We start from the raw sequence: 11422 nt of genomic DNA on the forward strand, positions 1-11422 counted from the left end.
GAGTGCCCGCGCGGGCGGATTCGGCAAGCAGGAAGAAGCCCGTACAGGCGCGCGACTGCTGTGCTGTGATGAGCCACCGTCCCGGATCATGGAGGTTCAGCATGGCAACGAGTACCGCAGCGCCGCCGCACGGAGTGCGGGGCCAGATCGACTTGCTCAACAGCAGGCACCATCAACTCGGCCTGCGCGTTTTCCTGTTCATCGTGGTCGCGCACTGGGCGGAGCACCTCGTCCAGGCGGTCCAGATCTACGTCATGGGCTGGCCGATACCGGAGGCGCGCGGCGTCCTCGGGGTGCCGTTCCCGTGGCTGGTCACCTCGGAGTGGATGCACTACGGCTACGCCCTGGTGATGATGGTGGGCCTCTTCCTCCTGCGCTCGGGCTTCACCGGCCGCTCGGGCACCTGGTGGAAGACCTCGCTCGGCATCCAGGTGTGGCACCACTTCGAGCACCTGCTGCTCCTGGTCCAGGCGCTCGCCGGCTCGTACCTGATGGGCAAGGCCGCCCCGACGAGCATCATCCAGCTCATCGCGCCGCGCGTGGAACTGCACCTCTTCTACAACACGCTGGTCACCATCCCCATGATCGTGGCGATGTACTACCACACCCGTGCGGGGCGGGCCGACAACGCCGCCGCGCGCTGTGCCTGCGCCCCGAAGGACTGAAACGGCGGCCATGAGCACGAGCGGGAAGAAGAGGAAACCCTCGGGGTTCGTGTCCCTGCTGCTCCTGCTGACGGGAGTTCTGCTGCTGTACGTGGCGCTGCCCAATCTGGGCAACGCCGCCAGGGCGGCGACCGCCGACGGGCCCGAAGGCACCTTCACCGCGACCCGGCTCACGTGCATGAGCCACCCCGGGCACGAGACGTGCGAGTGGTCGGGGTCGTTCCGGTCCGCCGACGGAACGGTGGAGCTGCGGGGCGTCAAGCTGTACGGCAGCGGCCGGGACACGTTCGAGGCCGGGCAGCAGGCGTCGGCCGTGGACGTGGGCAACGCGGGGCGGGTCTACAACCCGTCCGGTTCCAACGAGTGGATCTTCACGGCGCTGCTGCTGATCGCCGGATACGTCCTGCTCGCGGTCGTGGCCGGACGGCATCTGATGCCGCCACCGCTGCCTGGGCGGACAGCACGGCCGGTGTCCGCCTAGGCGCACCGGAGCGAACGAACGCGGGTGTGCCCGGCGAAATGGCCGGGCACACCCGCTGTTCGTTCGCTCCCCCGTCCGGCCCCGCGCGCCGGACGGACGCGCGGGCCGGACGGACGCGCGGGCCGGACGGCGGTACGGCGGTCAGACGGGTACGGGGGTCAGACGGGTACGGGGGTCAGCGCGGGCGCCGCCGCCGACATGACGGGCATCGGCGGCAGCGCCGGCATCGCGGCACGCGCGTTGTCCAGTTCGAGCCGGCTGTAGGCGCCCGCGGCGGACACCAGCGTCATGTGGTGGTGCCAGCCCGGGTAGGAACGCCCCTCGAAGTCGAGCAGGCCGAAGTCGTCCTCCAGCCCCTGCACCGTGGCCCCCGCCCGGCGCTGGAGCCTGGTGAGCGCGGCCAGTTCGTCGGTGCGCCGGTGCACCATGTTGGTCAGCCACATCCGGGTGGAGCGGCGTCCCGCGTAGGAGCGGACGGCGAAGAGCCGGTAGGTGTGGTGCGGAGCGTGGCGGGCGAGCCGCACCTCGGGCAGGCGTACCAGGGCGGTCATCACCGAGGTGCGGTCCGCCCGGCCGCCGAGGCCGTCATGGGTGTCGAGCCGGAGGTGGCCGCTGTGCTTGAGCTCGAACAGGCGCTGCGCCTCGACGGCCGCGGGCAGCTCGGAGGCGTACGTCTGCGGGGGCATCGACCGGCCGACGGGGACCACCGGGGTCCGGCCGGGCAGGGCGATGACGAAGTCACGGCCCCGGGTGCTGAGTCCGCGCACCAGCGAGGTCACACCGGTGTAGTAGCTGAGGTCGGCGACGACCGGCGGGGCGCTGAGGTGGGTGCTGTCGCTCAGCGAGTCGACGAGGTCGAGCGCGTGCTGCTCGATGGTGCGGTGACCGGCGTCGTCGGGAATGCGGGCGCGGGAGCGGCGCTGCTCGTCGTTGACCCAGGCTCCGGGCAGCAGCAGGCCCCAGTGGACCGGTACCGCTTCCCTCTCGGTGGTCAGGAACGCGCCGATGCCGAGCTGGCAGTTGACCGAGCGTCCGGTGGCCGGGACGAAGCGGCGGTGCACACCGCAGGAGTGGTCGCCCCGCTTGCGCAGGACCGCCACGTCGAGGGTCCAGGCGCGGGGGGTCAGCCGCTGCTCGACCCACCGCATCAGCTCGGCCCGCGCCGGGGCCCACTCCCAGGGGCTGGCGTTGACGAACTGGTGCATGGACTGTGAGGCGGTCGGCGACCCGGAGACCGTGGCGGCGATCCGCCGTACCGACTTCTTTCCCTCGGTGGTGAGCAGGCCCGTCAGATACGCCTGGGCCCACGCCCGCTGATCGGCCCTCGGCAGGTGACCGAAGATCTGTTCGGTGAACGCGGAGACCGGCAGGTGCGCGCGGTCCAAGTCCTGTGCCGCCATGGCTGGTTCCTTCCGGCTTCGGTCATCCGATCGACTACCACTATAGAATAGCGAACGTTATCTTTTTTTCCAACGGAGGAGCGGCCCTCCTCCTCGGCGGAAGGAGAAAAGATGCGGCCAGGAGCGGGGTACCAGGACGCTGATCACCACGCTGACCAAGGGTTTTTCCTACTTCGGCAACTCCGCGTTGCCCTCGCACGGCCGGTCCGCCCAAGCTGGGCCGGTTCATGTCGTCCGGCTGAAGGGAACACCGGAACACCGCATCGGCTTCCAGGTACCGCGCCAGGGGCGCCGTACCCGCCGGCGCTTTCGGAGACACCATGGTGAAACAGGAGAGGGCCGCGAGGACCCGCGAGGGCCTGGTACGGGCGGCGGCCGCACAGTTCGACCGGGACGGCTACGCGGGGGCCTCGTTGGCCAAGATCAGCCGGGCGGCGGGCATCTCCCTGGGCGCGGTGACCTTCCACTTCCGGTCCAAGGCGGAACTCGCCGAAGCTGTCGAGGAGGAGGGCCGGGCCGAGGTCACGGGCGCCCTGCGACGGATGGCGGACTCCTCCACCACCCCCTTGCAGCAGCTGGCCGACCTGACCCTGGAGCTCGCCCGGCTCATCGAGCAGGAGGACACCGTCCGGGCCCTGCTGCGGCTGGAACGGGAGCGGGCGGCCACCGACCACTGGACGGAGATCTGGCTCCCCACGGCCGACGAACTGCTGCGGCGCGCCTACGACAGCGGCGACCTGCGCGCCTCGGCGCACCCCGAGGCCATGACGACCCTGGTCGTGCACCTGGTGGCCGGGTCCGAGATCGTGCTCCGCCGCCACCGCACCGCCGGGGCCCCGCCGCACGAGAGCGCCGTGGACCTGCTGACCCGTATCTGGCAGCTCGTCCTGACGGGAATCTCGGCGAGCGAGGCGGCATGCCTGTGAGGCCGTGGTCCCGCCGGAGCCGGACCGCGGCCGGACACGGGCCGGCCCCCGAGCGCGTCGCGGGGACCCGCCGACGGGTCAGACCGCGCTGCACCCGCCGTCCACCGGAACAGCGCCACCAGTGACGAAGGACGAACGGTCACTGCACAACCAGGCCGCGGCCTGGGCGATCTCGGTCGGATCGGCCAGCCGGTGCTGGATGGCTCGCGCGGCCACGGGCCGCCCCGATCCGGTGCTCCCCTCCGTCAGTTCGGTACGGGTGCTGCCCACCATCAGGGCGTTGACCCTGATCCCCCTGCCCCCGTACTCGGCTGCCGCGGCCTTCGTCAGCCCGAGCACGGCGTGCTTGGCAGCGACATAGGGAGCCAGCGCACCGGTGGCGAAGAGCCCCGCGGTGCTGGAGGTGTTCACGATCGTCCCGCCCGTCCGCTGGTCCAGCATGAGCGGGATCTGACGGCGCAGACAGTTCCACACCCCTCGTACGTTGACGTCCATGATCTGGTCGTAGGTGGCGTCCTCCGTCTGGTGCAGATCGGTTCCCCTGGCCCCCCAGCCAGCGTTGTTGAACGCCGCGTCCAGCCCTCCGAAACGCTCCACCGCCACCGCGACGACCCGCGCGACGTCTTCGGAGCAGATGACGTCCCCGGTGACCGCGACGGCCCGGCCCCCCGCGGCGTGGATCTCGTCCACCAGGTCGCACAAAGGTTTCTGCCGCCGCGCCATCAGGATGACCGACGCCCCTTCCGCGGCGAAGAGACGGGCCGCCGCGGCCCCTATCCCACTGGACGCGCCCGTGATCATGACTCTCTTGCCGTGCAGTAATCCACTCGACATCGCGTTCATCGACCCCTCCCCCGGACACCCCGCCGACGGCCGGGTGTCATAGCGGTCACCGCATTCCCTGGGGGGATGACCATAGCGGGCAGTGGATGAACCCCCGGGGCCTGTCGGCAGAAAATTTGTGGCGGCCGGATCACCCGGCCACGGACGCGCTCTTCTTCCGGCGGGCCGCCGGCCGTCCCCGCGCCTCGCCGAACTCCAGTTGCTCGGCGACGCCCGGCACCGCGATCGCGGGAAGCATGCAGTGCCAGATCTCCTCGACCCGGGCGGGCAGGTCCCGCCGCCCGGATTCCATCTGCGCGTGCATCTGCGCCCCGGTGCAGGCGCTCACCAGCATCCGCGCGAGAGCCGGGATGTTGACCCCGTCCTGGAGCTGCCCCATCTCGTTCGCTTCCGTGAACGTCGATATGGCCACCATGGTCCACTGCTGATGCGAGTTCTCCTCGCTGGAGATGAAGAGCTCCTGATCCGTCACCAGTCGCGCACCGGCCAGCAGCAGCGGCTCGTCGAGCATCTGATAGGACCAGGTCAGCGTGATGTCGACGAGCTTCTGCAGGCCGTCCGACGGGAGCGGCGGCGAGACGATGTCCGGCTGACTGCGGACGATCTCGCGCGCCAGCGCCTCCTTGTTCTTGAAGTGGAAGTACATCGCGCCCAGCGTCACGCCGGCCCGGTCCGCAATCCGCGAGACGCTTGCACCAGCGAAGCCACTCTCGGCGAACACCTCTGCGGCGGCTCTGATGAGACTCGCCCGCGTCCGAAGTGCGCGCTCCTGCTTCACGGGACGTTTGTCAGGCAATTCGGACACGAAGCCTCTCCCTCGTAGACAAAAAAAAGAATAATCCTTATTTTACAGCACAGGTGCCTGACGTCACGTTCAAGCACCTGCACATCCAGGCACCCAAGCACGGTCAGCTTCGATGATCCATGGGGAGTGCACGTGATGACTTCATTCAGCGGCCACGGCTCGACCACCCTTCACCCGCAGCGGTCCACCGTAGCCAATCACCTCGTTCGCAAGACCGACCCCACCGAAGTGCTCGTCACTGCGTGGCACGGCGTCTCGGACACCGAGCACGTCGTCACCACCGAATGGCCCTGCTCACACCCGTTCTATACCCCGGAGCAGGAGACCCACAGCCCGCTGCTCTTCACCGAGAGCACACGGCAGGCCCTGGCGCTCCTGTCCCACACCGAGTTCGGCATCCCCCTGGACCACCGTCTGGGCTGGGAGTACATCAGCTGCTCCACCACCCCCGAGGGACTGCGTACGGCAGGGTCCCCGGCGGAGGTGGAACTTCACATCACCCACACCTCCGTGAGCCGGCGCCGCCTCGGCTGCGCCCGTCTGACCGCGGAGATCGAGGCCACCCGCGACGGGGTGCGGATGGGCAGCGCCCAGATCAGGTACACCGCCTACCCGGAAGCGGTCTACCGCCGGCTGCGCGGGCGGTACGCCGGTGCGGCCGAGTCCTGCGCGAGAGCGATGCCACCCGGCCGCCCGGTGTCCCCCGCCCTGGTCGGCCGGGAGTCCGACAGCGATGTGGTCCTCAGCCCGACGACCCGCGCCGATCTGTGGTTCCTGCGGGCCGACCTCACCCATTCCGTGCTGTTCGACCACCCGCACGACCACATCCCGGGCATGGTGCTCCTGGAGGCGTTCAGCCAGGCCACCACATCGCTCTGCGCACCGCGGCGGATCCGGCCCCTGTCCTTCGACGCGGTCTTCAAGCGGTACGTGGAACTCGACCAGCCCTGCCTGATCGAGGCGGAGGCGCTCACCCGTTCCAGCATCAAGCTGGTCGCCACGCAGGGCGACACGGTCACCGCGTCGGCGATGGTCACCACCGCACCCGCGTAGCCGACTCCGCAGCAACCGCGCGGCACATACGGCACCCACGGCACCCGCACCGGCCGTTCCCTGCCCACCGACGCACACCGTCCGAACACATTTCTGACACACATATGGGGACAGGCGTCGACAACTAAACCGAGTACCCGTTATGTTATTTCCGTTCCGCAGCCATCACGCGGTGGGAACGGCCACCGTGGTACTCGCGCCTTGCTCGGCACATGGTCTGGCCCTTGAGTCGCTTCGGTCGCTGAGAGGAAGCGCATTGCCCCTTCACCTGGAGTTTCACGGAAGTGGGTCGGGACCGCGCACCTCTCACCCCTGTCATGGAAAACCCGCCGTGAACCGTGGGCCCGCCGAAAAGGCGCGGAGCCCACGGACCACACGATTACGGCGGACGTCCGCTCGGCCGACGGCGGGGAGAGACCGTGGCTGAGGGCATCAGACACGAGGCGGAAGCTGCCCTCGCCCGGCAGAACACCGCCAAGGAGCCCGGACGAGAGAACCGGCTCCTCCAGATCGTGCACAGTGCCCCCGCCGATCCGGCCGATCCGGCCGCCCCGGCCGACCGTCCACGGCCGGCCGGTATCCGGCAGTCGTCCACCCGCAGAACCAAGAAACGCATCACCACTCCCCCGGATTCCGTCCGCACGGGCCTGTTCGGCCAGGCCGGGGCGCACCCGCACCCCGCAACACCCGAACAGGCCGATACGGCAGGGCTGTTGCCGGACACGCTGACGGACCGGGGCAGCGCGAAGCTCTTCGCCTCCCTGCACAGCCACCGGTTCCGCCATGTACCGGGCCTGGGCTGGTACCACTGGTCGGGCAGTCGCTGGCAGCTCGACGAGAACGAGTGCGTGCTCTGGGCGGCAGGGGAGATGGCCGAGTCCCTGGCCCTGTCCGACCCCTCCGGGACACACACGGCCGCGGCCCTGCGCCGCCACCGCCGACGGGCACTGTCGACGTCCGGCATCAGAGCCATGCTGGTGCAGGCGAGGTCGGCGCCGGGGATGGTGTTGAGTGCGGGGGTGCTGGACGCGGATCCGTATGTGCTGTGCACTCCGGCGGGGGTGGTGGATCTGCGGTCGGGGGTGCTGCGGGTCCCGGACCCGGACCGGGACTTTCATTCACGGTCGACGTCGATCGGTCCGCGGCGGATGCCGACCCCCCGCTGGGACCGGTTCCTGACCGACACGTTCGGCGACGACGACCAGGGCGCGGAAATGATCCGCTTCCTCCACCTCCTGCTGGGCTACTCCCTCACCGGCGACGTCGGAGCCCAGGTCATGCCATTCCTCTTCGGCTCCGGAAAAAACGGCAAATCGGTTCTCCTCGACGTCCTCATCAAACTCCTCGGCGACTACGCCGATGCCGCACCACCCGGCTTCCTCATGGCCCGCCCCTTCGAAGGCCACCCCACCGACCTCGCCGAACTCCACGGCCGCCGCGTCATCGTCTGCTCCGAAGTCAAACCCGGCGACCGCTTCGACGAAGCCCGCGTCAAACTCCTCACCGGCGGCGACCGCATCAAAGCCCGACGCATGCGCCAGGACTTCTTCTCCTTCGCCCCCACCCACAAACTCTGGCTCCTGGGCAACCACCGCCCCGAAGTCGGCACCGGCGGCTACGCCTTCTGGCGACGCATGCGCCTCATCCCCTTCGAACGCGTCGTCTCCGACCACCGCAAAATCGACAACCTCGCCGACATCCTCGTCACCGAAGAAGGACCCGGCATCCTCAACTGGCTCATCACCGGAGCCCACCACTACCTCAACAGCCCCCGCGACCTCACCGGACCCGAAACCGTCCGCATCGCCACCACCGCCTACGCCGAAACCGAAGACCACACCGGCCGATTCCTCAACGAATGCTGCACCCACCAACCCCACCACCGCGTCGAACAAGCCCACCTCTACAACGCCTACAAAACCTGGTGCAGGCTGGAGGACACGAGCCCCGTCTCGTCGAGGGCCTTCGCCGGCCGGGTCCGCGAATCGGTCGGCCTCGCCGATCACCGCGTGATGCTGCTGTCGAACCAGCGCAAGTACTACCCCGGCATCGGTCTTCTGACGGACAGTGAGTTCCTGCCCGAGCCGCAGTGAACGGCGGCCCCGGGCCGCGGTGTTCGGGTCACCGGCTCCGGGCCGGCACCCCTCGTGGATTATCACGGCGTGATAATCCACCGCCGGTCCGGATTATCACGCCGTGATAATCGGCGGTTGGCCCCGCCCCTGCATCTACTTCGGCCGGGTGATGCCCAGTTCACGCATGGCGGTGGAGGGCGGCCCGCCCTCGGAACGCTCCGTCTTGTAGCCCTTCGTCCCCGGGGCCAGGGTCCGGGGATCGACCGACTCGGACGGCGCGCCGGTCGCGTACAGGCCCTCGGGGTCGATGTCCCGGTCGTGCGGCAGCAGCCAGAACACCCGCCGCCGGAACGTCCCCGACGAACGCGACGCCTTGGCCTCCGGTCCCAGGACCGCGTATCCGACCATGCGTCCGTCGCGGTGGTAGGCGGGTTTCCCGCGCCGGGTGGGCAGCCGGTCCAGGCTCTGCCGTACGTAGTCCAGTACGGACACGTCCTCCAGCCAGACCAGCTCCGCCTCGTCGCTGATCTCTTCCTCGTCGATCAGAGCACTCACTCTGCCTCCTCCTCGACGAGCCGTCGCACTGACTCATTCTGACACCCGGCCCCGGCCGGGGGGCAGCCCGGCGGCACATGCCTCACCCGGACGGGGCCGAGCGGCAGGGGCGGACGTGGCACCGGTGCCGGTGCCGGACATCGTCACGGCACCGGCACCGGCCGGTCAGATCTCCCTTCCGGTCACGCCGCCCACGGCGCGATCGGGTACCAGGGGATGATCTCGCGGCGCGCGAGCATCCTGACGTCCCAGTAGAGGAAGGTGAAGACGCCCGCGACGATCAGAGTCACCGCCGTCACGGCGGCCATCCGCCCCGGCTTCGCGATCATCCAGGCGGCCAGCCGGCCACCGGCGAAGTACGCCATCAGGAAGAAGAGCACCGCGATGATCACGACGTTGCCGACCGACTGGAGCACGAAGACCGCCGCCCCGTAGAACGGGTTGCCGCTCTCGGCCGCATCGCGGAAGAGCTGCCGGAAGAGCGGATACGGCCGGCCGACGAGGAAGCCGCCGACCAGCACACCCATGAACACCGTCTGGGCGTGGGGGAAGCGGCGGGCCGCCTTCGCGAACGGATCACGGACGTACCCCAGCGAGCTCAGCCCCAGGTAGAGCATCGCCAGCCCGATGACCCCGAACGTGATCATCGACTGGAGGGAACGCCCCGACAGCACCCCCGGCGCGGCCTGCGCCTCGGAGAACTGCGGCATCGACGTACCCACCAGGCCGACCACCGCGCCGTACACGGCGGAGACCACGGCCATTCCGAGGAAGAGCCAGCCGAGTGGCTTGAGCGCCTGGACGGCCCGGCCCGTACGGCTGTTCATGGTGCCCAGCATCGGGGCGACCGTGCCGAACACCGCGATGTTGCACGCGGTGAACGTCCCGGCGAGACCCGAGGTGAAGGCGAAGGCCGTCCCGGCCGCCACCGAGGCGAGCGAGGACGTCTCCGGATCATGTCCGAGGATCGAACCGGCTATGTTGCCACCCACGGTCTTGTCGACGAACTCGGCCGACCAGATCACGGTCAGGAGGAATCCGGCGACCGTACTGAGGATCAGCAGCAGTCCGCGCCGCCGCACCTCGTCCTCTCCCCCGAGGGCCGCACGTTCACGAACCGGTAATGCATCGATACGTGCCACAGCGGGACTCCTTGTCAGCTGTCGGACGGGTGACAGCGTAGAGAGGGCGGAAGGCCGTTCGGTTCTTCGAGGGTGCCGAATACCCGTACGCCGTCCGGAAAGAACACGGAGCGGCGGAGGAAGAATGCCGACGGCGGGCCGAACTGCCGTCAGCACCACAGGGGTTGCGCGCAAACGCCGTAGTCAGGAGCATGAGCGTCTCCCGCTCGTGCGACTCATGAGGATGTCTCTGTGCCACACATCACGATCACCAACGACCTGCCCGGCATCCGCGGTCTGATGGCCCACCGCCGGGACACCGCCGCGCCGCTCAACCACCTCGCCAACACGCTGCTACGGGAGCCGGCCTTCCTCAGCCCCGGAGAGCGCGAGCTGATCGCGGCGTACGTCTCCCACCTGAACAGCACGCCCTTCTGCTCGGGGACGCACGGTGCGGCGGCCGCCGCCCAGCTCGACGGCGGCCAGGACACGGTGGAGGCCGTGTTCGCCGGCCCGGACAGCGCACCGGTCACGCCCCGGCTGCGGGCCCTGCTGCGGATCGCGGCCGAGGTGCAGCGGCAGGCCCGTCCGGTGTCCGACGACGCGGTGGCCGCCGCCCGCGCCGAAGGTGCCGAGGACAACGACATCCACGACACCGTGCTGATCGCCGCGGCCTTCTGCATGTACAACCGCTACGTCAGCTGCCTGGCCACCGAACTCCCGGCCGAGGACAGCTACTACGGCGATGCGGCCGACCGCATCGTGGGACAGGGCTACGGCACGGGCTACCCGCCGGCCGGCTCCCAGGACGCCGCTCCGGCAGCCGAGGCCCTCACCACCTGACCGGTGCGCACCACCCGACCGGTGCGCACCGCCGCCCCTCCCCCGCTCACAGCGGAAGCGTTATGCCCAGTTCCCGCATGGCGGTGGAGGGCGGCCCGCCCTCGGAACGCTCCGTCTTGTAGCCCTTGGTACGGGCGGTCAGGGTGCCCGGGTCCACGGCTTCGGCGGGTGCCCCGGTGGCGTAGAGGCCCTCGGGGTCGGTGTCCCGGTCGTGGGGCAGGAGCCAGAAGACGCGGCGGCGGAAGGTCCCGGAGGACCTCGACGACTTGGCCTGCGGGCTGAGCAGGGCGTATCCGACCATGCGTCCGTCGCGGTGGTAGGCGGGCTTGCCGCGCCGGGTGGGCAGCCGGTCCAGGCTCTGCCGTACGTAGTCCAGTACGGACACGTCCTCCAGCCAGACCAGCTCCGCCTCGTCGCTGATCTCTTCCTCGCCGATCAGAGCACTCACTCTGCCTCCTCCTCGACGAGCAGACCCACGCCCGGGTAGTACTTGCGCTGGTTCGACAGGATCATCTCCTTCGGCGACGAGAGCCCTGCCAGCTCTCGCACCCGAGCGGCGAACGCCCGGGAGGAGACAGCGGAAACGCCTTCATTCTGACACCAGGTTTTGTAGGCGTTGTAGAGGTGGGCTTGTTCGACGCGGTGGTGGGGTTGG

13 protein-coding genes are annotated in these 11422 nt (G+C 69.4%); 6 read left to right on the forward strand and 7 right to left on the reverse strand.

The window, feature by feature from the left end; translation table 11 throughout:
* The first annotated feature begins 101 nt into the window (after positions 1-101).
* Positions 102-665, forward strand: a complete 564-nt coding sequence (locus A6A29_RS17785; protein ID WP_073721060.1) for a hypothetical protein — start codon at positions 102-104, stop codon at positions 663-665.
* A gap of 10 nt (positions 666-675) precedes the next feature.
* Complete coding sequence (locus A6A29_RS17790; protein ID WP_073721061.1) at positions 676-1146, forward strand: hypothetical protein; 471 nt, start codon at positions 676-678, stop codon at positions 1144-1146.
* Between the two features lie 158 nt (positions 1147-1304).
* Here A6A29_RS17790 and A6A29_RS17795 read toward each other — a convergent pair whose 3' ends face one another.
* The gene (locus A6A29_RS17795) at positions 1305-2546 is read right to left on the reverse strand and encodes an IS701 family transposase (RefSeq protein WP_073721062.1); all 1242 of its coding nucleotides are present in this window, start codon (positions 2544-2546) and stop codon (positions 1305-1307) included.
* Between the two features lie 320 nt (positions 2547-2866).
* Here A6A29_RS17795 and A6A29_RS17800 point away from each other — a divergent pair, with 320 nt between their 5' ends.
* Entirely contained in the window at positions 2867-3472 is a 606-nt protein-coding gene (locus A6A29_RS17800) for a TetR/AcrR family transcriptional regulator (RefSeq protein ID WP_073721063.1), read from the forward strand.
* 78 nt (positions 3473-3550) lie between these two features.
* On the opposite strand, the gene A6A29_RS17805 is transcribed toward A6A29_RS17800, so the two are convergent.
* Complete coding sequence (locus A6A29_RS17805) at positions 3551-4273, reverse strand: SDR family NAD(P)-dependent oxidoreductase (protein WP_073721064.1); 723 nt, start codon at positions 4271-4273, stop codon at positions 3551-3553.
* A gap of 172 nt (positions 4274-4445) precedes the next feature.
* Positions 4446-5120, reverse strand: coding sequence for a ScbR family autoregulator-binding transcription factor (locus tag A6A29_RS17810; protein ID WP_338012879.1), 675 nt, complete (start codon positions 5118-5120; stop codon positions 4446-4448).
* Positions 5121-5255: 135 nt separating this feature from the next.
* Between A6A29_RS17810 and A6A29_RS17815 the strand changes: the two genes are divergently transcribed.
* Together A6A29_RS17815 and A6A29_RS17820 are read left to right on the forward strand one after the other, a co-directional pair.
* Positions 5256-6173 (forward strand): ScbA/BarX family gamma-butyrolactone biosynthesis protein, encoded by a 918-nt coding sequence (locus A6A29_RS17815; protein ID WP_079182826.1) that lies wholly within the window; start codon positions 5256-5258, stop codon positions 6171-6173.
* A gap of 647 nt (positions 6174-6820) precedes the next feature.
* Positions 6821-8266, forward strand: coding sequence for a DNA primase family protein (locus A6A29_RS17820; protein WP_241838533.1), 1446 nt, complete (start codon positions 6821-6823; stop codon positions 8264-8266).
* A gap of 135 nt (positions 8267-8401) precedes the next feature.
* On the opposite strand, the gene A6A29_RS17825 is transcribed toward A6A29_RS17820, so the two are convergent.
* On the reverse strand, positions 8402-8803 hold the full coding sequence (locus A6A29_RS17825) for a DUF6009 family protein (protein WP_073721066.1): 402 nt from the start codon (positions 8801-8803) through the stop codon (positions 8402-8404).
* 182 nt (positions 8804-8985) lie between these two features.
* Positions 8986-9945 (reverse strand): hypothetical protein, encoded by a 960-nt coding sequence (locus A6A29_RS17830; RefSeq protein WP_073721067.1) that lies wholly within the window; start codon positions 9943-9945, stop codon positions 8986-8988.
* Positions 9946-10176: 231 nt separating this feature from the next.
* On the opposite strand from A6A29_RS17830, the gene A6A29_RS17835 reads away from it, so the two are divergent.
* The gene (locus tag A6A29_RS17835; protein ID WP_073721068.1) at positions 10177-10767 is read left to right on the forward strand and encodes a carboxymuconolactone decarboxylase family protein; all 591 of its coding nucleotides are present in this window, start codon (positions 10177-10179) and stop codon (positions 10765-10767) included.
* A 46-nt stretch (positions 10768-10813) separates the two neighbouring features.
* Here A6A29_RS17835 and A6A29_RS17840 read toward each other — a convergent pair whose 3' ends face one another.
* The gene (locus tag A6A29_RS17840; protein ID WP_073721069.1) at positions 10814-11215 is read right to left on the reverse strand and encodes a DUF6009 family protein; all 402 of its coding nucleotides are present in this window, start codon (positions 11213-11215) and stop codon (positions 10814-10816) included.
* A partial coding sequence (locus tag A6A29_RS17845; protein WP_274535813.1) for a primase-like DNA-binding domain-containing protein occupies positions 11212-11422 on the reverse strand: 211 nt, incomplete at its 5' end. The genes A6A29_RS17845 and A6A29_RS17840, both read right to left, overlap by 4 nt.

Origin of the sequence: Streptomyces sp. TSRI0281 (assembly GCF_001905125.1) — a bacterium.
Lineage (GTDB): Bacteria > Actinomycetota > Actinomycetes > Streptomycetales > Streptomycetaceae > Streptomyces.